At 66.6% G+C, this 25,229-nt stretch carries 20 protein-coding genes and 3 pseudogenes; 12 read left to right on the forward strand and 11 right to left on the reverse strand.

Annotated elements, in window-relative coordinates; genetic code table 11:
* Positions 1–13: 13 nt before the first annotated feature.
* The 5 genes from PE067_RS12060 to PE067_RS12080 all read right to left on the reverse strand — a co-directional run bounded on the left by PE067_RS12060 (position 14) and on the right by PE067_RS12080 (position 4,577).
* Positions 14–1,249 carry a calcium-binding protein gene (locus PE067_RS12060; protein ID WP_276189611.1) on the reverse strand — a complete coding sequence of 412 codons (1,236 nt, stop codon included), beginning with the start codon at positions 1,247–1,249 and terminating at the stop codon, positions 14–16.
* 223 nt (positions 1,250–1,472) lie between these two features.
* Positions 1,473–2,120 (reverse strand): adenosylcobinamide amidohydrolase, encoded by a 648-nt coding sequence (locus PE067_RS12065; protein ID WP_276189612.1) that lies wholly within the window; start codon positions 2,118–2,120, stop codon positions 1,473–1,475.
* Positions 2,117–2,863 (reverse strand): ABC transporter ATP-binding protein, encoded by a 747-nt coding sequence (locus PE067_RS12070; protein WP_276189613.1) that lies wholly within the window; start codon positions 2,861–2,863, stop codon positions 2,117–2,119. The genes PE067_RS12065 and PE067_RS12070 overlap by 4 nt, the downstream gene beginning before the upstream one ends.
* Positions 2,860–3,837 (reverse strand): iron ABC transporter permease, encoded by a 978-nt coding sequence (locus PE067_RS12075; protein WP_276189614.1) that lies wholly within the window; start codon positions 3,835–3,837, stop codon positions 2,860–2,862. Before PE067_RS12075 ends, PE067_RS12070 begins: the two co-directional genes overlap by 4 nt.
* Positions 3,834–4,577: an ABC transporter substrate-binding protein gene (locus PE067_RS12080; protein ID WP_276189615.1), complete on the reverse strand. Its 744-nt coding sequence runs from the start codon at positions 4,575–4,577 to the stop codon at positions 3,834–3,836. The genes PE067_RS12075 and PE067_RS12080 overlap by 4 nt, the downstream gene beginning before the upstream one ends.
* A gap of 532 nt (positions 4,578–5,109) precedes the next feature.
* Here PE067_RS12080 and PE067_RS12085 point away from each other — a divergent pair.
* The 4 genes and pseudogenes from PE067_RS12085 (at position 5,110) to PE067_RS12100 (ending at position 7,738) form a co-directional block, all read left to right on the forward strand.
* Positions 5,110–5,900: pseudogene (locus PE067_RS12085) on the forward strand (exodeoxyribonuclease III).
* A gap of 80 nt (positions 5,901–5,980) precedes the next feature.
* Complete coding sequence (gene trxA, locus PE067_RS12090; protein WP_276189616.1) at positions 5,981–6,892, forward strand: thioredoxin; 912 nt, start codon at positions 5,981–5,983, stop codon at positions 6,890–6,892.
* Positions 6,892–7,529 (forward strand): annotated as a pseudogene (locus tag PE067_RS12095) (LON peptidase substrate-binding domain-containing protein). The gene trxA and the pseudogene PE067_RS12095 overlap by 1 nt, the downstream one beginning before the upstream one ends.
* Before the next feature lie 50 nt (positions 7,530–7,579).
* Positions 7,580–7,738, forward strand: a complete 159-nt coding sequence (locus tag PE067_RS12100) for a Trm112 family protein (protein WP_276190021.1) — start codon at positions 7,580–7,582, stop codon at positions 7,736–7,738.
* Between the two features lie 48 nt (positions 7,739–7,786).
* On the opposite strand, the gene argC is transcribed toward PE067_RS12100, so the two are convergent.
* The 6 genes from argC to PE067_RS12130 form a co-directional block, all read right to left on the reverse strand.
* On the reverse strand, positions 7,787–8,692 hold the full coding sequence (gene argC / locus PE067_RS12105) for an N-acetyl-gamma-glutamyl-phosphate reductase (protein ID WP_276189617.1): 906 nt from the start codon (positions 8,690–8,692) through the stop codon (positions 7,787–7,789).
* A gap of 116 nt (positions 8,693–8,808) precedes the next feature.
* Positions 8,809–9,150 (reverse strand): DUF779 domain-containing protein, encoded by a 342-nt coding sequence (locus PE067_RS12110; RefSeq protein ID WP_276189618.1) that lies wholly within the window; start codon positions 9,148–9,150, stop codon positions 8,809–8,811.
* 55 nt (positions 9,151–9,205) lie between these two features.
* A complete protein-coding gene (gene adh, locus PE067_RS12115; RefSeq protein ID WP_276189619.1) occupies positions 9,206–10,732 on the reverse strand; it encodes an aldehyde dehydrogenase in 1,527 nt (508 codons plus the stop codon).
* A gap of 108 nt (positions 10,733–10,840) precedes the next feature.
* Positions 10,841–11,827: a GAF domain-containing protein gene (locus PE067_RS12120; RefSeq protein WP_276189620.1), complete on the reverse strand. Its 987-nt coding sequence runs from the start codon at positions 11,825–11,827 to the stop codon at positions 10,841–10,843.
* A gap of 275 nt (positions 11,828–12,102) precedes the next feature.
* Positions 12,103–17,649, reverse strand: coding sequence for an alpha-2-macroglobulin family protein (locus PE067_RS12125; RefSeq protein WP_276189621.1), 5,547 nt, complete (start codon positions 17,647–17,649; stop codon positions 12,103–12,105).
* A gap of 97 nt (positions 17,650–17,746) precedes the next feature.
* Positions 17,747–18,820, reverse strand: coding sequence for a quinoprotein relay system zinc metallohydrolase 2 (locus tag PE067_RS12130; RefSeq protein WP_276189622.1), 1,074 nt, complete (start codon positions 18,818–18,820; stop codon positions 17,747–17,749).
* 148 nt (positions 18,821–18,968) lie between these two features.
* Here PE067_RS12130 and pqqA point away from each other — a divergent pair, with 148 nt between their 5' ends.
* From pqqA to PE067_RS12170, 8 genes and pseudogenes are all read left to right on the forward strand, one after another.
* A complete protein-coding gene (gene pqqA, locus PE067_RS12135; protein WP_076522366.1) occupies positions 18,969–19,061 on the forward strand; it encodes a pyrroloquinoline quinone precursor peptide PqqA in 93 nt (30 codons plus the stop codon).
* Between the two features lie 72 nt (positions 19,062–19,133).
* Positions 19,134–20,042: a pyrroloquinoline quinone biosynthesis protein PqqB gene (gene pqqB / locus PE067_RS12140; RefSeq protein WP_276189623.1), complete on the forward strand. Its 909-nt coding sequence runs from the start codon at positions 19,134–19,136 to the stop codon at positions 20,040–20,042.
* A complete protein-coding gene (gene pqqC, locus PE067_RS12145) occupies positions 20,039–20,809 on the forward strand; it encodes a pyrroloquinoline-quinone synthase PqqC (RefSeq protein ID WP_276189624.1) in 771 nt (256 codons plus the stop codon). The genes pqqB and pqqC overlap by 4 nt, the downstream gene beginning before the upstream one ends.
* Positions 20,806–21,123, forward strand: coding sequence for a pyrroloquinoline quinone biosynthesis peptide chaperone PqqD (gene pqqD / locus PE067_RS12150; RefSeq protein ID WP_276189625.1), 318 nt, complete (start codon positions 20,806–20,808; stop codon positions 21,121–21,123). Before pqqC ends, pqqD begins: the two co-directional genes overlap by 4 nt.
* A pseudogene (gene pqqE / locus PE067_RS12155) lies at positions 21,120–22,255 on the forward strand (pyrroloquinoline quinone biosynthesis protein PqqE). Before pqqD ends, pqqE begins: the two are co-directional and overlap by 4 nt.
* Positions 22,255–23,055 (forward strand): quinoprotein dehydrogenase-associated SoxYZ-like carrier, encoded by an 801-nt coding sequence (locus PE067_RS12160; protein WP_276189626.1) that lies wholly within the window; start codon positions 22,255–22,257, stop codon positions 23,053–23,055. The pseudogene pqqE and the gene PE067_RS12160 overlap by 1 nt, the downstream one beginning before the upstream one ends.
* 202 nt (positions 23,056–23,257) lie before the next feature.
* Positions 23,258–23,962 (forward strand): response regulator transcription factor, encoded by a 705-nt coding sequence (locus tag PE067_RS12165; RefSeq protein ID WP_276189627.1) that lies wholly within the window; start codon positions 23,258–23,260, stop codon positions 23,960–23,962.
* 94 nt (positions 23,963–24,056) lie between these two features.
* On the forward strand, positions 24,057–25,229 hold the full coding sequence (locus PE067_RS12170) for an FIST N-terminal domain-containing protein (RefSeq protein WP_276189628.1): 1,173 nt from the start codon (positions 24,057–24,059) through the stop codon (positions 25,227–25,229).

Below are 25,229 nucleotides of genomic sequence, written 5' to 3' on the forward strand. Positions count from 1 at the left end.
CGCCCGATCCTGCCTAGACGATCAGGATATCCAGCTGGTTGAAAAGCGCGTTGTTTTGCAGGTCGGCGACCATCACCGACGCCGCACCGCCCGCGCCATCGACATCGAACCACAGCGTCTTGTCCGTGCTGCGCAGGATGAAACGGTCGTCGGCATCCTGGCCGGTGTTGAAATTGCCGGTGCGGAACTGGCCGGCCGCAAGCACTCCGGCCGTCAACCCGCCGCCAAAGGCGGAACCGACGATGCGGATGACGTCGTTGTTGCCCATGCCGCGCCCGAAATCCTGAATCACGTCGCCGATGTCGTCCAGGCTTTGGAAGACAAAGACATCATTGCCCGCCCCGCCGCGCAGGGTATCGACACCCTCGCCGCCGATCAGCTGGTCATTGCCTGCGGCACCGAACAGAAAGTCATTTCCGCCCCGTCCGTTCAGCAGGTTGTTCGATGCGTTGCCGGTGATGCGATCCGCGCCATAGGCCGAACCGACCACGTTTTCGACGTTCAGATAGCTGTCGCCCGTCGCGGATCCGCCGCATTCACGGCCGTCCAGAAAGACGATGGCCCCGGCCGATCCGGCCAGATTCACGACATCGACGCCCGCGCCGCCGTCAAAGGTTTCGGCATTGGCCGAATTGATCAGCCGGTCGTTTCCGTCGCCGCCCAGGATATTGCCGATCACCGTGCCACCGCGCCCGTCAAAGACGTCATTGCCCGCCCCAAGCTGGACATCGCCGATCAGGGTGCCGGTGTTGCGCACCATGTCGTTGCCGGTTCCAAGCATGATCGAAACCGTGCCCTGTATGATTCCGGTATTGGTCAGCGAAAAGTTCGAAGCGCCGCTGATGCTCAGCCCCGCACCGGTGCCAAAGATCTGGCCTGTATTGGTCAGCGACTGGCTCTGACCCGCGCTGCCCACGAAATAGACCCCGTAAGTGGATCCCGAAATCACCCCCGCGTTGGTCACGGAAGACTGGTCGCCATAGATGCGCGCGGCATAGGTGCCCGACAGAAAGCCGCCTTGATCGACGATAAGCCTGTTCGCGAAATCCGTGGTGCCGTCGCCAAGCTGTATGGCGTTGCTGTTGCCGCTGACCGTGCCGCGCACCCAGACATGATTGCCGCCGACCAGCGACTGGATGCCGTCGCTGGTCGTTGAATTGATCAGCGCGTAGTCGGGAACCAGCGACTGCCCGCCGTTGACCGTGTATCTTACGCCTGCACCGTTTGAGCTGCCAAGAATCGTTGCCATGTCTTCCTCCTGAAACATCAGATGAGAAGTCCGCAAGGCGCCGCCTTGCATGGGAAAGTTCCGTCCTTGTCAATGGATGGCAGTGCCGGATGTCACGCTCCGCCCGCGTTCGATGATATGGGCGTGGCATCAGGCGCCTGTCCGGGGCGCGATTGCCCGCGGGTAAAGTTTACTCCTGCCCAGGTCAAAACCAAACAGAAGTTTTGCGCCCCATGCGGAAAGCTCAGGGATTTTGCGCGGCCTGTTCGCGCATCCAGTCCCGCGCTGCGGCAAGCACGCTGTCATGGGTCGCGCGCCCGATCCATTCGCCCAGTTCGGTGTGCAGGCCGGCATAATCGGCCGTGCCGGGCCGCGCCGCCAGCGCGATGCAATCGGTCCCGGTTCCCGTGGCCGTGCCGGTCGAAATCGCCATGCCGATCTGGATGATCGCGGCGGTCCGGGCCTCTGCCGCGATGGTCAGGGCCTCGATCATGGCGCGGTCGGTCAGACCCGCGTCAAGGCGCAGCGCGATATTGATCGTGCCATAGGCGGGCAGGTCGTGGTCATGCAGGGCCCGGCGGTGGCCGACGCGTTCGGCATTGCCAAGTCCGACGGTCGCCGTGCAGGACACGCTGCCCGCGCTGGCCTGACGGAACCGCGCGACCGCGCGCGAGGTCATCATCGCGACCGCAGGCGGGCCGTCCAGCGCGGTGACCTGATGCGCCAGCCAGCCCTCGGCATCCAGATCGGGGGTCAGGTCACTGTTGCGCACCTCGCGCCACAGGATGCGTTCGGCGGTGACAAAGCCGGGGCGATGGGGGGCAAAGGACAGGACGCGCATCGGCCCGCCCAGATCGGCGATCAGCCAGGGTTCGCACAGGGTCAGTTTCATAGCCGGGCCAAAGGCTGAAAGACCGGCCCCTGCGGCGTTTCCTCGAACCAGCCCGAGATGCCGAAGGCGCGGGCGAGGTGGTCGGGCGACAGCACGGCGCGCGGGGCGTCATCGGCGGTGATGCGGCCCTGTTCCAGCAGCACCAGCCGCGTGCAATGGCGCACCGCCAGCCCCAGATCATGCAGCGAGGCGATGACGCAGCGGCCTTCGTCGGCCAGGGCGCGAAAGGTTTCCATGGCGGTGATCTGATGGGCCGGGTCAAGGCCCGCGATCGGTTCATCCGCCATCAGGACGGGCGTATCCTGCGCCAGCGCGCGGGCGATCAGGACGCGGGCCAGCTCGCCCCCCGACAGTTCGGTGGCGGGGCGGTCGGCCAGCGCAGTGACGCCCATCCGCGCCATCGCGCGGGCGATATGGGCCTGATCGGCATCGGGGCGGCGGTGCGGGATCCGGCCAAGCCGGACCAGATCGGCGGCGCTGACCGGCCAGGCGATGTCGCGGCCCTGCGGCATCCATGCCGCCGCCAGCGCCCGCCGCGCCGCAGGCAGTTCCGCCAGCGACGACCGCCCCCCGGCCGCGATCAGCCCCAGTGCCGCGCGCATCAGCGTGGTCTTGCCCGCGCCATTCGGCCCGATCAGCCCGACGAATTCGCCCGGCCCGACCGACAGGCTGGCGCGGTCCAGCGTGACGCGCGCGCCGCGCCGCACGGTCAGGTCGGTCAGGGTCAGGCCGCTTTCCGTCATCCCCCGCTCCTTTGTCGCCAGATCAGGTGCAGGAACACCGGGGCGCCGACCAGCGCGGTCAGCACGCCCAGCTTCAGGTCGCGTTCGGGCAGGACCAGCCGCACCGCGATATCGGCAGCCAGCACCATCGCCGCCCCGCCAAGCGCGGATGCCCCCAGCAGGCGCGCGGGTTGCGCGCCCACCCGGCGGCGCAGCAGATGCGGCACGACCAGCCCGACGAAACCGATGGCGCCCGCCACCGCCACCGCTGCGCCCACGCTGGCCGCGACCCCCAGCACCACCCGCAGGCGCAGCCGGGGCAGGTCGATACCAAGCGATGCGGCGGCATCCTCGCCCAATGTCAGGGCGTTCAGGCCGCGCCCCACGCCCGCCAGCGCCAGCCAGCCGGCCGCCATGACCGGGGCGGCGATGGCGACATGCAGCCACGACCGGTCCGCCAGCGACCCCATCATCCAGAACACGATTTCATTGGCCGCATAGGGGTTCGGCGACAGGTTCAGCACCAGCGAGGTCGCCGCCCCCGCCAGCGCCGACACCGCGATACCGGCCAGAATCAGCGCAAGGCTTTGCCCGCCCGGCCCGGCCAGCAGCATGATCGCCATGACCGCCAGCAGCGCGCCCGCCAGCGCCGCCAGCGGCAGCGCCAGCGCGAAGGTCGCGGCCAGCCCGGTCTGCAGGGCCAGCACCGCGCCAAGCGCCGCCGAAGACGACACCCCGATCAGCCCCGGCTCGGCCAGCGGATTGCGCAGATAGCCCTGAATCGCCGCCCCCGACAGGCCAAGGCTGGCTCCGACCATCACCGCCAGCACGGCGCGGGGCAGGCGGATTTCCTGCATGACCAGCACCAGCGGCCCGTCGCCCCCGAAAATCGCGGCGATGCTTTCGCCGATCCGCGCATCGGCCGGGCCGATCAGCACCGACAGGGCGAACAGCGCAAGGCACAGCAGCGTCAGGGGCAGGATCGGCGATCTCATTTCACGGCCCCGGCCCTGTTCTCTGCGGCCAGTTCGGCGGCCAGCGTGGCGGCTTGTGGCAGGCCGCAGATCCAGTCGCGGTCGGGCACCGGGTGCCAATCCGCCTGCAGGCGGCGCAGGGCGGGATGGGTCAGGATTTCCTCGGAGCGAGAGGGCGTCGCGTAGCGTTGGCCGGGGATGATCAGCGCGGGTTGCTGCATCACCAGCACCTCCAGCGGCAGGTTGCCGCCGTAATCCATGCCCAAACGGTCGGTCAGCAGGGTCAGGCCCGCCTGCCGTTGCACATCCCCGGCAAAGGTCAGGCTGCCGGTCGTGTAGCCGTTGGGATTGTAGTTCACCGCAACCGGACCCGTCCCCGGACCCGGCAGCGCGGCCAGCGCGGCGTCGAAACCGGCCAGCACCTGCGCCGCGCGATCCGGGCTGTCCAGCAGGGTGCCCATCCGACCCACCAGCCCGCGCACCTCGGCCAGCGTGTTCGCGGTGGGCAGGGTTTCGACCCGCAGGCCAAGCCGGCGCAGCATCCGCAGGGTTTCGGGGTTGGTATAATCCCCCGCCAGCACCAGATCGGGGCGCAGCAGATAGATTTCCTCGGCCCGGCCGTGGTGGGCGGGCAGGGCGCGGGCCTGTTCGGCCATCAGCGACACCATCGGATCGGCGGCCAGCGGCGACAGCGCAAGGATCTGTCCCGGCCGCGCGACCAGCAGCGCCAGCTGATCGGTGCACAGGTTCAGCGACACCACCCGCTGCGGCGCCTGCGCCGTTGCCGCACCGGCCAGACAGCATGTCAGAGCGATCTGTCGGATGATGCGGGGCAGGACGGCGACTCCTTTCAGGACGGTTGTGGATAGGCGGGCGCGGGTCGCGCTGTCAATCGCACAGGCCCCGCAACCCTTTGCCGGTGGGGGCCGGGCGCCAGCGGGTCGGACCGACCTGTAGCCCCGGCCATATGGCCGCCAAGGCCGGTTTTATCATGGCGCATGGCCGGTTTACCCACGGTTTCGGCGATTTGTCGCGCCCGCGGCAGCCGTCGCGGCGACGTGAGGGAACCCGACCGCTTCGGGAACGGTTTTTCTGCCAGCTACCATTTCAGGCGCGACACTGGGTAGCGAAACCGGGCGGCCCGGACACGGCCGCTCTCTCTTGTCCCGCCCCGGCCCCCGCCGGGGCGGTTCGTGTATCGGCGCGCGTCCTGATGTCTGATCCCGACGCTGGCTTGTCTCGACAGGGGCGCGCCCGGCGGCTAGGGTCGTCGCGCGACAAAAGGAAGCCCCCATGTTCACGCTTGCCACCTGGAACATCAACTCTGTCCGACTTCGCGAGGGGCTGGTTGCGCGGCTTTTGCGCGACGAGGCGCCGGATATCCTGTGCCTGCAGGAATGCAAAAGCCCGGTGGACAAGATCCCCGTCGAACAGTTCCACGCGCTTGGCTATACCCACATGGTCGCGCGCGGGCAAAGGGCTATAACGGCGTCGCCATCCTGTCGCGCATCCCGATCGAGGATGCGGGCGATCGCGATTACGCCAGCCTTGGCCACGCCCGCCATGTCGCCGCGCGCCTGCCTTCGGGCATCGTGATCCACAATTTCTATGTCCCGGCGGGGGGCGATATTCCCGACCGTGAACAGAACGTCAAATTCGGGCAAAAGCTGGATTTCCTGACGGAAATGCGCGACGCATTCCACGCCGACAACCCCGTGCGTTCGATCATGGTCGGCGATCTGAACATCGCGCCCCGCGAAGATGACGTGTGGAATCACAAGGCCCTGCTGAAGATCGTCAGCCACACGCCCATCGAAGTCGAACATCTGGCCGCCGCGCAGGATGCCGGGAAATGGGTCGATATCACCCGCAAGGATATCCCCGAAGGCCGCCTTTATTCGTGGTGGAGCTATCGCGCCAGGGATTGGGACGCCGCCGACAAGGGCCGCCGTCTGGACCATGTCTGGGCCACGCCCGATATCGCCAATGCCGGCCACGGCAGCCGCGTCCTGCGCGATGTCCGGGGCTGGGATCAGCCAAGCGACCATGTTCCGGTGCTGGCCAGCTTCGATCTGACGCCCTGACGCCACACCCGCCCTTGGCGCGGGCCGGGCCGCACCTATATTCTGCCAAAGCACACAGACGATTACGGGAACCGACCACCATGCTGCTGACCGATTCAGCCGAGACACAGCCCAACACCGCCGATCTCATCAAGGATGTGACCGAGGCGAGTTTCATGCAGGACGTTGTCGAGCGCTCGATGGAGGTGCCGGTCATCGTCGATTTCTGGGCGCCGTGGTGCGGCCCCTGCAAGACGCTTGGCCCCCAGCTAGAGGCCGAGGTCGCCCGCGCCAAGGGCCGCGTTGCCATGGCCAAGGTCAATGTCGATGAAAACCAGATGATCGCCAGCCAGTTGCGCGTGCAGTCGATCCCGACGGTCTATGCCTTTTTCCAGGGCCAGCCGGTCGATGCCTTTCAGGGCGCGATCCCGCAAAGCCAGATCAAGCAATTCGTCGAAAAGCTGATCCAGCTTGGCGGTGACGATGGTGGCCTTGGCGCCGCGCTGGAAGCCGCCGAAACCATGCTGGACGAAGGCGCCCATGACGACGCCGCCGAAACCTTTGCCGCGATTCTGGGCGAAGAACCCGAAAACCCGCAGGCCTGGGGCGGTCTGATCCGCGCCCGTCTGGCCGGTGGCGATCTGACGGCCGCCGAAGACGCGCTGTCGCAGGTCCCCGCCGCCGCCGCCAATGCCGCCCCGGTCGAGGCCGCGCGTGCCCGGTTGCAGCTTGCCCGGCAGGCGGAATCGGCTGGCCCGCTGGATGACCTGAAAGCCCGCATCGACGCCGACCCGACCGACCAGCAGGCGCGTTTCGATTACGCCACCGCGCTGCATGCCGGGGGCGATGTCGAGCAGGCCATCGACCAGTTGCTCGAAGCGTTCCGCCGGGACCGCGAATGGAATGACGGCGCGGCCAAGGCCCAGCTCATCACCATCTTCGATGCGCTGAAACCCACCGACCCGGTTGCGCAAAAGGGGCGGCGACGGCTGTCATCGCTGATCTTCTCATGATTGCGCGGCGGTTCGATCTGCCGCAGACCCTGCCACTGTTCCCGCTTGCGGGGGCGGTGCTGATGCCGCGCGGTCGCCTGCCCCTGCAGATCTACGAACCCCGATATCTGCAAATGGTCGAAGACAGCCTGCGCACCCCGCAGCGCCTGATCGGGATGATCCAGCCACAGGAAAACGGGCTGGACGATCTGGCGGGCGTCGGCTGCGCGGGCCGCATCGCCGCCTTTTCCGAAGCGGATGACGGGCGCTACATGATTACCCTGCGCGCCATTTCCCGCTTTCGCCTGACCGAGGTTCAGCCCGGATTTACCCCCTATCTTCAGGGGATGTGGACTGGTCCGGCTATCGCCGCGACATGTCCAACATGGCCGAGGCCGATACCCGGCTTGACCGCGACAGCTTTCTGGAACGCCTGCGCCGCTACGCCGAGGCGCATGAGCTGGCCACCGATTGGGAAGTCGCCCAGACCGTCGAGGATGAGATGCTGGTCAATTCCCTTTCGATGGCGCTGCCCTTCGGTCTGGAAGAAAAACAGGCCCTGCTGGAGGCACACACCCTTGCAGAACGGCGCGAGTTGCTGGACGGGTTGATGGAATATTCGCTGCGCGGCGGCGACAACGAGGAAACGATCCAGTGAGCCAGGACAACGACACGACACCCGAACGCCGCCGCCAGTTCGACCGCCACATGCTGGAGGCGCTGGTCTGCCCGGTCACCCATGCGCCGCTTGCCTATGACGCGACCCGGCAGGAACTGGTCTCGAAAGCGGCGGGTCTGGCCTTTCCGATCCGCGACGGCATCCCGATCATGCTGGTCGGCGAGGCCCGGCAGATCAAGGCCGATTGAGCGCAAACGCCGGGCATTCGACCCGGCGTTTTCTTGACGATCAGCGGTTTACAGCCCGGCCGCCTCATCCGTGCCCAGCATGATGTTCAGGTTCTGGACCGCGGCGCCAGATGCGCCCTTGCCCAGATTGTCCAGCACGGCGACCAGCACCGCACAGCCGTTTTCGTCATTGCCATGCACCGAAATTTCCAGCCGGTTCGTGCCGTTCAGCCGGGTCGGGACGACCCGCGCCTCGGGGGCGACGACACTGACGAATTGCTGTCCCGCATAATGCGCCGCCAGCGCGTCATGCAGCGCCGCCAGCCTGCGCCCGTTCAGATGCAACGGCACCTGCACCGCCATGCCCTGCGCGAAATTCCCGACCGAAGGGGCAAAGACCGGGCGCCCCGACAGCCCGGCATATTTCACGATTTCCGGCAAATGCTTGTGCTGCTGCGCCAGGGCATAGACAAAGGCATCCGGGGCCTCGCCGCGTTCATATTCGCCGATCAGATCCTTGCCGCCACCGGTGTAGCCGGACACCGCATTGATTGACAAAGCCTCGGCCGGATCGACCAGCCCGGCAGCGACCAAAGGCGCCAGCAGCGAAATCGCGCCGGTCGAATAGCAGCCGGGGTTTGACACCAGCCGGGCATCCGCAATCCGGGCGCGCGCGGTCGCAGTCAGTTCCGCGAAACCAAAGACCCAATCCGGATCAACCCGATGCGCGGTCGAGGCGTCGATGAACCGCACCGCCAGACCATCCGCCAGCGCCACAGCCTCTCGCGCGGCGGCATCCGGCAGGCACAGGATCGCGACATCGGCAGCGGCCAGCGCCGCGCGCCGGGCATCGGCATCCTTTCGGCGCGCGGGATCGACCTGGATCAGCTCGATATCGGCGCGCTGCATCAGCCGCTCGCGGATCTGCAGACCCGTGGTGCCAGCCTCGCCATCGATAAAGACCTTATGTGCCATGCGCGCCTCCTGATGTCCGGGCAACCGCGCCCGCCGACTCGGCTGTCAATTAGCGCGCCCAAGCGGCAACAGCAACGGCAGCGGGGCGCGCAACATCGCTGCGCGCGGCCAGCCTGTCAGATCTGGCAGATTTCCGACCGGGTCAGGAATCGCTTTTCGCGACCATTGTCCAAGCTGAACATGCCGCCCCGCCCGGGCACGACATCAATGATCAGCCTGGTATGCTTCCAGGCCCCATATTGGGGCCCCGAGATATAGAAAGGCATCCCCCCGATCTCGCCCATCTGGACGTCATGATCGGCAATGCGGAACTCGCCCTGCGGATAACACATGGGCGACGACCCATCGCAGCACCCGCCCGACTGGTGAAACAGCACCGGCCCGTGATCTTCGATGATTTCGGCCAGCAATTCCAACGCGGCAGGCGTGGCGCTGACCTGATCCAGTTTCTCTTTCATGAAAATACCCCCGCCGGAGGCGCAGGCCCCGCCATCGGCGGGGCCGCTTTCTTGCTTAGAAAAAGCCCAGTTTCTTGGGCGAATAGCTGACCAGCATGTTCTTGGTCTGCTGGTAGTGGTCCAGCATCATCTTGTGGGTTTCGCGACCGATACCCGACTGCTTGTAGCCACCGAATGCCGCATGGGCCGGATAGGCGTGGTAGCAGTTGGTCCAGACACGGCCGGCCTTGATGCCGCGACCCATGCGGAAACAGGTGTTGGCATCGCGCGACCACACGCCCGAACCAAGGCCGTACAGCGTGTCATTGGCGATCTCCAGGGCCTCGGCTTCGTCCTTGAAGGTGGTCACCGACACGACCGGGCCAAAGATTTCTTCCTGGAAAATCCGCATCTTGTTGTTGCCGCGGAAGATGGTCGGCTCGATATAATAGCCGCCCGACAGCTCGCCGCCCAGATCGGCAGCCTTGCCGCCGGTCAGAACCTCGGCGCCTTCCTGACGACCGATGTCCAGATAGGACATGATCTTTTCTTTCTGCTCGCTGGATGCCTGCGCGCCGATCATGGTGGCTGCATCGCGCGGGTCGCCCTGCGTGATCGCCTGAACGCGTTTGACGGCGCGTTCCATGAAGCGGTCATAGATCGATTCCTCGATCAGCACGCGCGACGGGCAGGTGCAGACCTCGCCCTGGTTCAGCGCGAACATCGCGAAACCTTCCAGCGCCTTGTCAAAGAAATCATCGTCTTCGCGCGCCACGTCGGCAAAGAAGATGTTCGGGGATTTGCCGCCCAGTTCCAGCGTGACCGGGATCAGGTTTTCCGCCGCATATTGCATGATCAGACGGCCGGTCGAGGTTTCGCCGGTGAATGCGATCTTGGCGATGCGCGGGTTCGAGGCCAGGGGCTTGCCTGCTTCCGTGCCGAAACCGTTGACGATGTTCAGCACACCCGGCGGCAGCAGGTCGCCGATGACGCTGATCCACACCATGATCGAGGCCGGGGTCTGTTCGGCCGGCTTGATGACGACGCAGTTGCCGGCAGCCAGCGCGGGCGCCAGTTTCCAGCAGGCCATCAGCAGCGGAAAATTCCACGGGATGATCTGGCCGACAACGCCCAGAGGCTCGTGGAAGTGATATGCAACGGTGTCGCTGTCGATTTCCGACAGGGTGCCTTCCTGCGCGCGCAGGACCCCGGCGAAATAGCGGAAATGGTCGATGGCCAGCGGCACGTCAGCGGCCATGGTTTCACGGATCGGCTTGCCGTTGTCCCAGGTTTCCGCCGTGGCCAGCAGCTCCAGGTTCTGTTCCATCCGGTCGGCGATCTTCAGCAGGATGTTCGCGCGCTCGGTCGGCGAGGTATGGCCCCATTTGTCCTTGGCGGCATGGGCGGCGTCCAGCGCCAGTTCGATGTCATCGGCGTTCGAACGGGCGATTTCGCCGATTTCGACGCCGGTGATCGGGGTGGTGTTGGTGAAATACTTGCCCGAGCGCGGTGCGGCCCAATCGCCGTTGATGTAGTTGTCATAGCGCTTGGCAAAGGGGGTGACGTTCACGCCTTTGAATTCATGCGTCTGGTCGTTTGGCATCTCTCTCTCCCTATAAAATCCGGCCCTCCAGCCGGGATATGGATCAGACTGGGCAATGGTGCCGCGATGCGTCAACGGGCGCATTCGCGCCGCGGTGCAGAATGTGTTTCACGATTGAGACAGTCGGCCGGGGTTTTCGTCGATCCCCAGCCTGGACATGCGCCGATACATCGTTGCACGCCCGATCCCAAGCGCCCTTGCAGCGGCGGACACATTGCCTTCGGCCCGGGCCAGCGCCCCCATCAGGGCGGCGCGTTCGGCCCGGGCCAGTTCGGGTGATTCGTCTGTGCGGCCCAGAATGTCGCCCGCCGGACGGGGGCGCAGGCTGCCTTCCTTTTCCAGCCCGAAGGCCCGGCGCGCGGCCCGGTTCGCGCCGATGGTCAGGTCGTCCTGATCGACGGCCAGCAGCAGCGCCGATTCCCCTGCCGCCGGATGCTGGGCGACGATGATCCGCGCATCGGGGAAAGAGGCCCGGAAAAACGCCGCTTCGATCATCCGCGCGGTCTGTGCGACCTGCGCCGAAATCAGCGCGTTCCACTGTTCGCTGCCATCGGATCGGGCATTGCTGACATCCAGCGCCGCGATGATGCGCCCGTCCGGTCCCCAGATCGGGGCGTCGATGCAGGACACGCCGATATTGCGGGCATAGAAATGGTCGTCGCGGTGGATAACCACCTGACGTTCCTCGATCAGACAGGTGCCGATGCCGTTCGTGCCCTCGATCTCCTCGGACCAGTTGACGCCCCGGCACAGGCCCCATTCCTGAAAAGCTGCCGCATCGCCATCGCTGACGCGCTGTTCCAGCACGATGCCACGCGCGTCGGTCAGCAGCACATTGCGGCCGGTCGGGCAGACAAGCTGGAAAAGCTGGTCAAGCTGCGGCCCCGCGACGGACAGGAACTTGCCCATTTCGTCCCGACGCAGGGCCAGTTCCGCATCGCTCAGCCGTTGGCGGGCCTGCGCGCGGGCCGGGTCCAGCCCGTGCTTGACGATCGACCGCCGCCAACTGGCCGCAAGCCGCGTCACCGCCCCCGGCGATTGCGACGCGGATGAGACTCGGTCTTCGTGACGGGTTTCCTGACGCGCTTCGGGCAAGGCTTCCTCCCCCCTTACTCGACCAGGGGATTATCACGCAGTCGGACCCATCCGGCAAGTCTCGCCTTTTCGGCAGGGTAAATGCTGCGTGAACGGCGGTCTTGCGCCCATCCCCGGCGGTGTCGCCGGGGCCGCGCGGGGCGGCTTTGGTCAGGACGGTTTCGCGTGACTTGCCGCAGGCAGGTCAAGCCGCGACATCGTGCAGGCCCAGACACCCCGCGCACAGCGGATCAGGGTGACGCCCTTCTTTGCGGCGATGGGCGTCGCCCCCTGCATCACGGGGCGATGCGCACCGTTCCGCCATCCGTCCAGGCGCGGAATTCGGGGCGATACATATCCTCGACGCTGGCGGCGGGGTGGCGGAAGGTGCCCGGCGTCACCGCGCGGACGATATAGGCCAGCCGGAACGGCTCGGCGCTGGACCAGCTCAGCGAGGCCGCGAAACGGTCCTGCCGGAATTCGGCCATATCGGTGCCGTTCATCGCTTCGAGCCAGCTCAGCGCGGAAATATCGCCCGCCTGCAACAGGTTCGGGTTGTCGATTTCGAACCCGGCGGGCAGGGGGTCTGTCACCATCAGCCGCCCCCCGTCCGAGCTGTCGGGCCGCACCGTGACGACCGTGACCATGCGCGTGCCCAGCCCGACCTCGGCCGGGTCCAGCGCCGCGCCCTCCATCGAATAATAGTCGCGGGTGATCGCATAGCCCTTGCCGCCCGCAGCCGGGGCCGCCAGCGGTTGGCCGGTGGCGGTCAGCGTGACCTCGATGGGCGTGGTGCCGGGATTGGCCAGCGCCGCGCCTTCGGGCAGGGTCGCCACGGCGGAACTTAGCGCCGCGCCGTTCAGGGTCAGTGCGCTGGCGTCCTCGGACAGGCTTTCGGCGGCCAGCACCGACCAGACCAGTTCCTGCGTGGACCGGTAGATGCGGTTTTCCTGTTGCCGCGCCAGTTGTTCGGCCACATCCAGCGTCAGCCGGTTCAGGTCGAATGCTGTGCTGCCCGCCTCGGATGCCAGCGACAGCAGCGCCAGCTTGTCGCGCAGATAGGTGCCGTAATCGCTGCGCCAGACCCGTTTTTCCGGGGGCGCCTGCATTGCCAGATCATAGGCGCGGCCAAACATCGCATCGGCGCGCGGCTGGTCGCCATAGGCCGCCAGCGCCGCCCCGATATGGCCCGCCGACATGGGCGTCCTGAAGGCTTCGGGCGCGGTATCGGCATAGTAGCGCAGATCGCCGATGGTCGCGGCCCTTTCGCGGGCCAGCACGGCGACGGCATAGGCCAGCGCGGCGTTTTCATCGGCGGATGCGGAATTCGGGTCGGTCGCGTAATTCACCCGGTTGCGCAGGTTGTCGATGGCCGATCTGAAGGCATTGTCCGGCACCTGATGGCCGGTTTCACGCGCCCGCGACAGAAAATCGGTGACATAGGCATCCAGCCACAGATCGCCCGAATCCGCCGACCACATGCCGAAACTGCCGCCCGAGGTCTGGCGCGTCAGGATCCGGGCCACGGCATCCTCGATGGATGTGGGGTTGGGGTTGTTGGTCTCGATCCCCTCCAGCACGGACAGGCGCGGCAGATACAGCAGCGGCAGCGCGACAGAGGTCGTCTGTTCCGTGCAGCCATAGGGGTAGCGTTCCAGCGCGGCCAGCGCGCCCGCCACGTCCAGTTTCGCGTAATTGCCGACCGCCATGGACAGATCGGCGCCGGGCATCAGCCCCTGCGTCAGCGACATGGGCACCGTCAGGCTGGCGCCGGGGGCCAGCACCAGACGGTCCTGCCGCTGGATATCGGGTTCGTTCATCGCGACCAGCATCGCGATATCCTTGGTCAGTTCCTCGCCGCCCGGCGTGGTCAGCGTCAGGCGCATCCGCACAAGGCCGGTGCGGTCCTGCGCGGTGATCGGGACGTTCAGCCGCGCCTCGCCCTTTTCCGTCAGGGTGACGCTGTCTTGCGTCGGGGCGGCATCGACGGCGGCGTCGCCTTCGGTCTGGGTGATCGCGATGCGGGCCTGACCGGCGGGGCCGCTGGCATGGGTCAGCCGCAGCCCGATTTCGGCGCTGTCGCCCGGCGCCAGAAAGGCCGGGGCGGTCACGGTCATCACCACCGGGTCGCGCGACAGGATCGTCGCATCGGCCTGACCGATGCCGGTTTGCGACCACACGACCGCCATGACGCGGATTTCGCCGTTGAAATCCGGCACCGGGATGTCGACCTGCGCCGTCCCGTCCGGGCCAAGCGTGACCGGGCCGGAAAACCAGCTCATCAGCTTTTCGGTGGGGGGCGGGGCGTCGCTGCCCGACACCTGCGCATCGCCGCCTTCGCGCAGGGCGCCATCGGGCGCGCCGGTGGGCAGGATCAGCCGCCCATACAGATCGCGCAGCGCAACCCCAAGCCGGCGCTGGCCGAAATAGTGTTTCGACGGATCGGGCGGGGTGAAGGAGGTCAGGTTCAGGATTCCCTGATCGACCGCCGCAATCGTGGCATGGACGGTTTCGCCCTGTTCCGCGCCGTCAACCCTCAGCGTCACGGTGGCATTGCCGCGCGGGCGGATTTCGGTCGGGATCTCCAGACTGGCCTTCAGCGCGCGATTGCCCGGATCGACGGCGGCATGGGCAAGGCCAAGCGCGCGGGCGGGCATCCGGTCGCCCGGTAGCAGATTGTCCAGCGGACGGATCGCGCTGACCGTCACATAGACGCCCGCGCCCCATTCATCGGTCACGGGCAGGTCGATGGTGTTTTCGCCCGCCTTCAGATCGACCATCTGCAAGGACACGATATCGCCCGACAGGACCGACACGATCCCCGTGCCATCGGCCAGCGCATCGACCGTCACCCGCGCGGTGTCGCCGCTGCGATAGGCGGGCTTGTCCAGCGCAACCTTGAGCCGGTCGGGCGTATCGGTGCCGGAACTGGCCACGCCCCAACCCGCATAAAAGCTGGTCGAGGCACCGGCCCCGCCCTCGCCCGCGATTTCGGCGACCAGTTCATAGCTGCCCCATTCGACGGGAACCGCGATTTCGGCCGGGGTGTTGCCGGTCTCGACGGTGCCGCCGCCGATGCGGTTGCGGCGGGTGATCGCTTCCCACTGCCACTGGCCGTTCAGCGAATACCATTCATATTGGGTTTCGACCCGGTTCACGACCCAGTTGATTTGCGCGGCCTGCGGTTGCAGGTCGGGGCCTGCGGCGATCAGGGCAAAGCGCGCCTCGGTCCCTTCGGCGACGGTCATGTCCTCGAACAGGGGGCGGATGCCGGGGATCGGCTGGTCCGGCATCACCAGTTTCGATGTGCTGCGTTCGACCGGACGGCCCGCCCCTTCGCGGACATTGACGGTCAGCCGCGCCTCGACCGGACGCTGACCCAGGGTCTCGGCGTCGGGCAGCGTGATATCGGTCTGGAAATGACCCTGCGCATCGGTTGCGCCGCCAGGGATGCTGTCGGCCGTGGGCTGGGCATCGCTGTCATGGCGGCCAAAGCTGTAGCCCGCAAAGGCATCCAGCGTGCGGCGCGGCACCATCCACAAGGCGCCTTCGACCGGCAATTCCGCCGCAGGGGCACCGAACAGCCAGCGTGCGTCCAGCGACAGGCGCATCGGCTGGCCCGCCGTCGCGGGGGCATCATCCGCCCCGTCGGTTACCGAAACCGTGGGCGTGAAATCAATGCGTTCGGGCAGGAAATCCTCGACCAGCACGCGGGCGGATGCCAGCGCGGGGCCGTTCGCTTCGGCACGGATATCCAGCCGCCATGTGCCGCGCGGGGCATTGGCGGGCAGGGTCCATGACAACACATAGCCGCCCGCGCCCGCGTCGGTCAGGGGCACGCGGGCCTGTTCGACCCCATCGGGGCGCAGGATGACGCCGGTCAGCGGCAGTTGCGCCAGCGCGTGAACCGATGTGTCGCGGGCCAGAACCGTGGCATTGATGGTTTCGCCGACGCGGTAGGCGCCCCGGTCGGTGGTCGCGAAGACGTCGATGGGCGGCGCGGGCGGCTGGCCTTCGACCCCGCGATCCGACAGGTCGAATTCGGGATCGGTCAGCGACAGGAAAGCCATGTCGGTCGGCGCGCGATCCGCCCCCTGACCCTGCCACGCGGTCACCGTCAGCAGCGCGGGCGCCGCCCCGTCGCGGCCAAGCGACAGGCCGGGGGCAAAGCGCACGATGCCCTGATCGTCGGTCGCGGCGCGGGCCAGAACCTCGTTCGCGCGGGAAATCAGCGCGACCTCGGCCCCCTGCACCGCCCGGGTGGTGGCAAGGCTGCGCACGGCGACGGTCAGCCCGTTGTTGCCCGACAGCGTGCTGATGCCGAAATCGGAAATCACGAACCATTGCGTCGCGGCGCCGGTATCGCCCGGATTTTCGCCGGTGACGGTGGCTTGCAACACGTAGATGCCCGGCGCCAGATCGCCGGCCTCGGCGGCGATGGGCAGGCGGGTCGTCACCTCGGCATTGCGGGTGCTGCCATCGGCGGGTTGCGGCACCGCCGCCGTCCCCTTCCAGATGGTCGAGGCGATGCGGTCACCGAAATAATCCATCTCCCAACTGTCCAGAGGGGTGGCGAACATGCCTTCGGACATGGTGCGCAGCAGGTTGCGGTCGGACATGCGCATCAACACCAGATCCAGCAGATCGGCATTGACCGTGACCACCCCCAGCCCCTGATCCCCGCCCGAGGGCAGGACATAGGCCCGCCCCGGAAAGCGGACCGAGGGGTCGCGGTCGCGGATATAGCTGCGCAGGGTGACATCGCGGGCCAGCACCTCGCCATCGCTGGCGGGCAGACCGGCGCGCAGGGTGATTTCCAGTTCCTGGCCAAAGGTCAGCCCGCTGATGCACAGATCCCGGCCCGATGCGGTGACGGTCATGTCCTGCGCGGGCAGGCGCAGGAAATCGGCGTAATCCAGCCCGGCATTCAACTGGCGCGACATGGTCACGCAATAGCGCGGGTTGGTGCTGTCGGTCGTTGCCTGACTGTCGGTCACGCGCATCCCGTTGCGGTCCTGCGATTTTTGCAGCGCATCGGCGATGCCCGCGTCATTCGGCGCCAGTCCGGCGGCCAGCCGCAGCACGCCCAGCCCGTCCTGCCCCCGGCCCATGCGTTCATAGGCGGCGGCCAGCCAGTTCAGGGCGCGGGCGGCGGTCGCGTCGTCATCGGCGCGCAGATAGGCATTGGTCGCGGCCATGGCGATGCTGCGCGAGCGCGCGCCATCGCTGGTCTCGCCCTCGGTCAGCATCAGCCGGGCAAGGTTCGACCAGTCTTCGGGGCGGTCGCGTTGGGCGGTGACAAGGCCGGTCATGCGGGTCGCCGTCGCGACATCGCCGATTGCCTCGGCCCGGGCCGAGGCGGCGGCGGGGTCCAGTTCATCGCCCGGCGGATACATCGCGGCCATCGACAGCGCCTGCGCCCGCGCCGCCTGCCGGTCGGATTCGGTGATGAAACGGGCGGCGGCATTGGCGCGGCGGCTGGCCAGCGCCATCGATTCGGCCGGGGTCGTGACCATGCGGCCCGACAGCGCGGCGGCGAAGGGCGTCGGCGCGCCCGCGCGGTCATCTTTCGGGAAACAGGCGCGGGCCTGGCCGTTGAAGGTCAGCCCGTTGCAACTGTCCAGATTGAGACAGGCATTCACGCAGGCCTGCAAGGTCGTGTCAAAGATCGGCCCCAGATCGCCGCCCGGCATGTCATAGCCGGCGGTCAGATCCAGCCGGCGCTCGGGCAGCAGGGTCATCGGATTCTGTTGGGGATCTTGTTGAGCCATCACCGTTTGCGGCAGGCCAAGCCCCAGACCAATCAGCGATGCGGCAAGGATGTTCCTGAAAAGCTGTGACATGCGTTTCCCCGATGCTGATCCCGAAAGCAGTCCGAAGCGGCGGGCCGCACCCGTCCGACCCTGTCGGATTTGTCTCATCCGGCGGGGGTTTTGGCAATCACTCCCATTCCAGTTCGGCATAGGCCGTGGCGGCATTGCGGGCGGTCACGGCGTCGAAATCCAGCCATTCCGGCGCCAGATCCTGCATGGCGGCGACGGTTTCGGGGATGGCTGCGGACAGGGCCGCGCCCTGGGCGATCTGGTCGCGGATGGTCGCGCGCAGGCGGTCCAGATAGCGGCGCCCGGGCGCGGTGGCAGCGTCCCAGCTATCGCTGACGGGGCCGTGACCGGGCACGATCAGGCGCGGCGGGGCGCCATCCGGCCCCTGCGGCGGGCCAAGGTCGATCCAGTCCAGCCAGCCGCTCAGCGACCCGTCGATGCTGGGCGTCAGCCCCCCCTGAAACACCAGATCGCCGGTGAACAGGGTGCCGGTCGCGCTGTCCAGCACGGTCATGTCATTGTCGGTATGGGCAGGCGGGACAGGCGTCAGGATCAGGTCGCGCGCGCCAAGGTCGATGACCTGCCTTGCCCCGATCGTGATATCGACGGCAACCAGCCGCGTGCCCGCCAGCGCCCCCGTGCCGATCTGGTCGGGGATGGATCGCAGCCAGCTTTCCCCGCGCAGGGCCAGCGCATCGGGCAGGCGGGCATTGGCGGTGACGCGGGCGCCCGCCTCGGCAAAGACCTCGGCGCCCAGAATGTGGTCGGGGTGCATATGGGTCAGGATGACATGGCTGACGGGGCGGTCGCTGTGCTGGCGGATGGCGGCATACAGGGCCTCGCCCTGCGCGCGGCTGGCGCCGGGGTCGATGACCGCGATGCTGTCGCCGATGACGACGCCCAGATTGGCGATCCAGCCCCGGTTTTCCGCCGAGATCTGGCCCGCCGCACCCTGATGCAGCCAGACACCATCCGCGATTTCGGCCAGTTCCAGCGCGGCCAGATCCTGCGTCGGCACGCAATCCTGCCCCTGCGCCGACAGGTCGGGGTGACGCGCCAGCCAGTCTCGCGCGATGGTTTCGGCCCCCGCGATACAGGCCTGCAGGTCCGGCGCATCGCCCGCAGGCAGCAGCCGCGATTCGCAGGCCTCTGGCGCGGAAATCAGGCAGGCAGTCAAGACAACGTGATACATGGCACCCCGATCACATAGACTTTTCCACGTCTTTCAACCAATTCGACCGCTGATATACGACCTTTGGGTGGTTGACTGAAAGCCTGCACAACCTAACATTCATCTAATCGCACGACCATGCGGTGCCATCAATCGGAGGAGTTGACTTATGGCCTGGACCAAACCCACCCTGAAGGAAATCGCCTGCGGCATGGAAATCAACATGTACGCACCGGCAGAGGATGAGCCCGTTCTGTTCTGATTGAACAATTCGCGCAATCCTTGCCCTGCCCGGACAATCTACGGGCAGGGCTGCTTTCTGGTATCTGACTGAATGCAAATCATCATTCTGGGCGCGGGGGCCGGTGGCGGTCTTCCCCAATGGAACTGCGGATGCCGCAATTGCGATGCGGCGCGGGCGGGCCGGATCCCGGCAATGACGCAAAGCAGCATCGCGGTCAGTGCCGATGGCCTGAACTGGGCTGTGATCAATGCGTCCCCCGATCTGCGCGAACAGCTGGGGGCAACGCGGGCGCTGCATCCGACGGGGTTGCGGGTTTCGCCGATTCGCTCGGTTCTGGTGACGAATGGCGATCTTGACCATGTCGCGGGCCTGTTGACGCTGCGCGAAAGCCAGCCCTTTGATCTGTTCGCGACACCTGCAATTCAGGCGGTTCTGGCCGAGAACCCGATTTTTCAGGCCATGAACCCGCAATTCGTCACCCGCAAGCCGGTGGCGCTGGACCAGCCCTTTGCGCTGCTGCCCGGCCTGACGGCACGGCTTTTCGCGGTGCCCGGAAAGGTGCCGCTGTATCTGGAGGGTGAAGACGTGCAGACCGATCTGCTGGGCGAACAGACCGTTGGCGTCGAACTGACGGCACAGGACGGTGCCGGACAACAGGGCAGGCGCGCCTATTACATTCCCGGCTGCGCCACGGTTCCCGACTGGCTGAAAGCCCGCATCGACGGGGCGGATCTGCTGATGTTCGACGGCACCCTGTGGCAGGATGATGAAATGATCCGCGCGGGTCTGGGCCGGAAAACCGGCCGCCGCATGGGCCATGCCCCGGTTTCGGGCGCGGATGGCAGCATTGCGGCGCTGGACGGCGTCCGGCTGGGGCAGCGCATCTTTGTCCATATGAACAATTCGAACCCGCTTGCCGATCCGGGCAGCCCTGAAACCGCGCAGGCCGTGGCCGCCGGCTGGCAGATCGGTCGCGACGGGATGGAGATTTCCGCATGAACGCCCCCAAGGTCAACGCCCCCCAATCGCGCGCCGAATTCGAACAGCGCCTGCGCCGCATCGGGGATGAGCGTTACCACGACAAGCACCCTTTTCACGCGCGTCTGCACGGCGGCCAATGCACCCCGGACGAGGTGCGGGCCTGGGTCATCAACCGCTGGCAGTATCAGTCGCGTATCCCGATGAAGGACGCGGCCTTTCTGTCGCGTGTCACCGACCCCGACCTGCGCCGCCGCTGGCGGTCGCGGATCGAGGATCATGACGGCGGCGTCACCGAAGGCGGCGGCATCCGGCGCTGGCTGGCGCTGGCCGGCGCGGTGGGGCTTGATCCGGATTATGTGGCCAGCGGCGTCGGCGTGATGCCGGCCACGCGCTTTGCCGTCGATGCCTATGTCCGCTTTGTCCGCGACATGCCCCTGCTGGATGCGGTCGCGGCCAGCCTGACGGAAATGTTCGCGCCCAAGATCCACACCGAACGGATCGAAGGGTTGCTGAAACATTACGATTTCGCCGATGACACCAGCCTTGCCTATTTCCGCAACCGTCTGACAGAGGCGCCAAAGGACGTGGCATTCGGCCTGAACTATGTGCTGGACCACGCCGATACGCTGGAAAAACAGGATGCGGCGGCGGCGGCGCTGACCTTCAAGACGGATGTGTTGTGGGCGCAGCTTGACGCGCTGTGGCATGGCTATGTTGAGGGCAATATCCCCCCCGGCGCATGGCGCCCGGATGAGGGTCTGGCGAAAGGTTCCGCCACGCCATGAACGCCCCGCAGCAGCCACCCGCCACTGCAGATCTGGACGACGCCGCCATTCCCTATCTGCCGCGCGGCGTGCGGCTGCAGGATGACCGGGTGCGCGGCATCCGTGTGCTTCAGGCGCCGGAACGCGCGATGCAACTGGATGCGGTGGGGGATGCGATCCTGTCCGAACTGGACGGGGAAACCGGCCTTGGCGCGCTGATCGACCGGCTGGCGCAGAAATATGACGCACCGCGCGACCAGATCGCCGAAGATGTCCGGGGCTTTCTGAATGGTCTGATCGACCGCCGCATGGTCTTCGTAAGGGGGCGTGAATGAAACAAGATCGTGCCGAAGATATTCGCGGCAATCCGGTAACGCCGGGCCTGCCCATGGCGATGCTGGCCGAACTGACGCATCGCTGTCCGCTGGCTTGCCCCTATTGTTCCAATCCGGTCGAACTGAGCCGCGCCTCGTCGGAAATGACGGCGGATGAATGGGGTTCGGTCTTTCGGCAGGCGGCGGATCTGGGGATCTTGCAGGTGCATCTGTCGGGCGGCGAACCCGCCTCGCGCCGGGACCTGACCGAAATCGTGCGCCATGCCCGCGATGCCGGGCTTTACGTCAACCTGATCACCTCGGGGATCGGCCTGACCGAGGCGCGCCTGCGTGAACTGGATCACGCCGGCGTCGATCACGTCCAGCTTTCGCTGCAGGGGATCAACGCCGAAATGGCCGACTGGATCGGCGGCTACAAGGGCGGTTTCGACCGCAAGATGCAGGTCGCCGAATGGATCGGGCAGATCGGCTTTCCCCTGACCGTGAACGCGGTGGTGCATCGCCAGAACATGGACCGCCTGCCCGAGATGATCGAGATGGCCGTGAACCTTGGCGCCCGCCGGATCGAGGTCGCAACCGTGCAGTTCCACGGCTGGGCGGACCTGAACCGCAAGACGCTGATGCCGACGATGGCGCAGGCCATGCAGGCGCGCGCCGTGGTGAACGAGGCGCGGGCGCGGCTGCGCGGGCGGCTGGTCATCGACTATGTTCCCGCCGACCACCACGCGAAATTCCCGAAAAGCTGCATGGGGGGCTGGGGCTCGACCGGGCTGAACGTCACGCCCGAAGGGCTGGTCCTGCCCTGCCACGCCGCCCAGACCATCCCGAATCTGGATTTCGACAATGTGCGCGAGGTGCCCTGGCGATGATCTGGCAGTTCGGCAGCGCCTTCAACGCCTTTCGCGGCACGGCATGGATGCCCGATCCCTGCCAGAGCTGCGAACGCCGCGATATCGACTTTGGCGGCTGCCGCTGTCAGGCGATGGCGATGGCGGGCGATCCGACGGCGACCGATCCGGTCTGTTCGCGTTCAAGTTTCCACGCCGAGTTGCAGGCCCGCGCTGACGAAGATTCCGCAAGCACCGATGTTGCGCTGGTCTATCGCCGCATGCCACGCGAGCAACGGCCATGATGCGGGGGCTGATCGGGGCGCCGATCCGGGCGCTGGCCTGCGCGCTGTTGCTGGCCTTGCCGGGTGCCGCGCTGGCGCAAGCTGTCGGGGTGGAAAACCCGCTGCAGCCTTCGCCGGAATGGGACGATATGCGCTCTGCCGTGATCGGCACGGATGACGAGCCGATCATCGACCCCGCGATTCTTGATCTGTCCGCGCCCTTCCGGGCCGACAATCCGGCGCTGGTCCCGGTCCGCATCACCCAACCCGAAGGCGCCCCGGCCATCGTTGCGCTGGCGCTGGTCATCGACCACAACCCCGCGCCGGTCGCCGCCGAATTCACCTTTGGCCCCGCGCTGATGCCGCTGGATTTCGAGGTGCGGGTCCGGGTCGATGCCTATTCCGACGTGCGCGCCATCGCGACGCTGGCCGATGGGCGCAAGGTCATGGCCGGGCGCTTTGTCCGGGCCTCGGGCGGGTGTGCGGCGCCTGCGGGCAAGAGCATGGATCAGGTCCGCGCCACCATGGGCGAGATGCGTTTTCGCCGGACCGAGGATCAGGGCCGCGACAGTGGCACGCTGATGATCCGACACCCGAATTTTTCCGGCCTTCAGCGCGATCAGGTGACGTTGCTGACCATCCCCGCCGAATTCATCCAGACCTTGCAGGTCCGGCAGGGTCAGGACGAACTGTTCACGATGGACGCCGGAATCTCGATTTCGGAAGACCCGGTCTTTCGTTTCGCCTATAATGACGGCGATGCCCCTGTGACCGTCCATGCCCAGGATACCGATGGGCGGGTCTGGGACGCCCGATTTTGATCTTTCGCGACGTTGCTGCGCAACCTGTTGGCAGCGACAGGTCAGGCTGCCCTCGTGCTGGTCACGGTCTGGCCGACACGCAGATCTGCTACCAAAGTCGTAGATGGCGCGCATAGCCCACTTGCGCAAAGCGGGGCGTGACGTAAGATTGCAGCCAAGCCGGACGGGCCTTCCCGTCTGTCTCGTTTTTGGGAGGAAAACGATGACAACCATAGCTACGCAGGAAAAATCGAACCAGCCGCGCCCGTCGGCGGATCGTGTCCGTGAAATTCTGATCGTCGATGACCACCCGCTGATGTGCGATGCGCTGGCACTGACATTGAAGATCAGCTTTGGCCTGAAAAATGTCCGCACGGCCCGCAGCCTGTCGGCGGCGGTTGAACAGATCCGCACGCTTGGCGCGCCGGATGCGGTGATCCTGGACCTGAACCTGCCCGATGCGCGCGGCTCCGAAGGGTTGGTGACGCTGCGCCGTCAGATCCCCGATGTGCCGATCACGATGATTTCTGCCGATCTGGAAAACGCCATGATCGGGGCCGCGATGGCTGCGGGGGCGCAGGGTTATATTTCCAAATCGCTTGGCCGCGAGGCGCTGGTCGACAGCCTGCGCCGCATGTGGGACGGCGAGCGCGTCACCCCCGAAGGCTATGAACCCGATGCCGCAGGCGAAGAAGACGGTGCCCGCGTCGAACTGGCCCGCCGTTTCGCCAGCCTGACGCCGCAGCAGATGAAGATCCTGCGCCTGATCTGTCAGGGCAAGGCGAACAAGGAAATCAGCTACGAGCTGTCCATCGCCGAAGCGACGGTCAAGACGCATATCACCGCGATCATGTCCAAGATCAACGCGCGGCGCCGCACGCAGGCCGTCCTGCTGGCCAACACCGTCCGCCTGTTCGAGCCGACATGATCCCGACGACAGGGCAAGCGACGGGGCAGGGCATCCGGGCAATGCGTCCGGCGCCGGGGCATGATATGATCCGGGGTGCGACATGATGCAGGGCATGCAGGGTGCAACCGCGCCTTGGCCGATGCGGCGTGACGTGGCGGCGATATCGCTGGCCGCGCCCGTCGTTGTCACGGCGGATGAAAGCAGCGAGGATGCGGCCGCCGATCTGCTGGCCCGGATCGCGCCCGCGAAACCGGGGCTGGTGCTGATCTTCGCCTCGGACGGCAAGCATCTGTTGCCGCTGTCGCGCCGCCTGCAACCCGAATTGCCCGATGGCTGCCAGATCGTCGGCTGTTCCTCGGCCGGGGAAATCGGGCCGGGCGGCTATTGCGCCGGCACGGTCACGGCCATCGCCTTTCCCGCGCAAAGCTTTCGCGCGGCGGTCTGCGTGCTGCCCGAACAGGAACATATCCCGGTGTCGCGCTGGATGTCGCAACTGCGCCAGTTCCGCACCGGCTTTGCCCATGATCCGCGCCGCGCGGCATTCGGCATCCTGCTGGCCGATGGCTCTGCCGGGCACGAGGACGTGCTGGTCGCCACGCTGGATGCGACGATCCCCGGCGTGCCGGTGGTCGGCGGATCCTCGGCGGACGGGCTGCGCTTTGGCCGGACCTGCCAGATCGTGAATGGCGAGGATCGGGCCGGGGCCGCGATCTTCATTCTTGTCGAAACCGATTTCGCCGTGTCGGAAATCACCTTTGCCCATTTCAGCGCGACGGCGGACCGGGCGGTGGTGACGGCCGCCGATCCGCAGAACCGCACCATTCTGGAACTGAACGCCGAACCCGCCGCCGTGGAATATGCGCGGCTGGCGCGGCTGGCCCCGGACAATCTGACACCCACCGATTTCGCCCGCCACCCGCTGATCCTGCGCGTCGGGCGGCGCAACCATGTCCGTGCCATTCGCGGGGTCACCCCCGACGGCGGGCTGGAACTGATGTCCGCGATCGAGGCGGGCACGATCCTGCGCCTTGGCCGGGTCGAGGGGCTGACCCAGGGCTTTGCCGATGCCGTGGACCGGCTGCCGCGCCCGCCGGTGATGGTGCTGGGCTTTGACTGCGTGCTGCGCCGCCTTGCGCTGGAACGCGCGGGCCTGCGCGATGAAATGTCGGGGATTTTCCGGCGTTATCGCGTCGCCGGCTTCAACACCTATGGCGAACAGCACAGCGGCATGCATGTCAACCAGACCTTTGTGGGCATGGCCATCGTGCCGCCCACCCCGACATGA

The organism is Paracoccus sp. DMF-8, from assembly GCF_029309835.1.
Lineage (GTDB): Bacteria > Pseudomonadota > Alphaproteobacteria > Rhodobacterales > Rhodobacteraceae > Paracoccus.

What these genes read in the sequence shown, in the direction of transcription:
- PE067_RS12060 (WP_276189611.1), bottom strand. Translation starts at nt 1,249, where the DNA reads ATGGCAACGATTCTTGGCAGCTCAAACGGTGCAGGCGTAAGATACACG.
- PE067_RS12065 (WP_276189612.1), bottom strand. Translation starts at nt 2,120, where the DNA reads ATGAAACTGACCCTGTGCGAACCCTGGCTGATCGCCGATCTGGGCGGG.
- PE067_RS12070 (WP_276189613.1), bottom strand. Translation starts at nt 2,863, where the DNA reads ATGACGGAAAGCGGCCTGACCCTGACCGACCTGACCGTGCGGCGCGGC.
- PE067_RS12075 (WP_276189614.1), bottom strand. Translation starts at nt 3,837, where the DNA reads ATGAGATCGCCGATCCTGCCCCTGACGCTGCTGTGCCTTGCGCTGTTC.
- trxA (WP_276189616.1), top strand. Translation starts at nt 5,981, where the DNA reads ATGCTGCTGACCGATTCAGCCGAGACACAGCCCAACACCGCCGATCTC.
- PE067_RS12100 (WP_276190021.1), top strand. Translation starts at nt 7,580, where the DNA reads ATGCTGGAGGCGCTGGTCTGCCCGGTCACCCATGCGCCGCTTGCCTAT.
- argC (WP_276189617.1), bottom strand. Translation starts at nt 8,692, where the DNA reads ATGGCACATAAGGTCTTTATCGATGGCGAGGCTGGCACCACGGGTCTG.
- PE067_RS12110 (WP_276189618.1), bottom strand. Translation starts at nt 9,150, where the DNA reads ATGAAAGAGAAACTGGATCAGGTCAGCGCCACGCCTGCCGCGTTGGAA.
- adh (WP_276189619.1), bottom strand. Translation starts at nt 10,732, where the DNA reads ATGCCAAACGACCAGACGCATGAATTCAAAGGCGTGAACGTCACCCCC.
- PE067_RS12125 (WP_276189621.1), bottom strand. Translation starts at nt 17,649, where the DNA reads ATGTCACAGCTTTTCAGGAACATCCTTGCCGCATCGCTGATTGGTCTG.
- PE067_RS12130 (WP_276189622.1), bottom strand. Translation starts at nt 18,820, where the DNA reads ATGTATCACGTTGTCTTGACTGCCTGCCTGATTTCCGCGCCAGAGGCC.
- pqqA (WP_076522366.1), top strand. Translation starts at nt 18,969, where the DNA reads ATGGCCTGGACCAAACCCACCCTGAAGGAAATCGCCTGCGGCATGGAA.
- pqqB (WP_276189623.1), top strand. Translation starts at nt 19,134, where the DNA reads ATGCAAATCATCATTCTGGGCGCGGGGGCCGGTGGCGGTCTTCCCCAA.
- pqqC (WP_276189624.1), top strand. Translation starts at nt 20,039, where the DNA reads ATGAACGCCCCCAAGGTCAACGCCCCCCAATCGCGCGCCGAATTCGAA.
- pqqD (WP_276189625.1), top strand. Translation starts at nt 20,806, where the DNA reads ATGAACGCCCCGCAGCAGCCACCCGCCACTGCAGATCTGGACGACGCC.
- PE067_RS12160 (WP_276189626.1), top strand. Translation starts at nt 22,255, where the DNA reads ATGCGGGGGCTGATCGGGGCGCCGATCCGGGCGCTGGCCTGCGCGCTG.
- PE067_RS12165 (WP_276189627.1), top strand. Translation starts at nt 23,258, where the DNA reads ATGACAACCATAGCTACGCAGGAAAAATCGAACCAGCCGCGCCCGTCG.
- PE067_RS12170 (WP_276189628.1), top strand. Translation starts at nt 24,057, where the DNA reads ATGCAGGGTGCAACCGCGCCTTGGCCGATGCGGCGTGACGTGGCGGCG.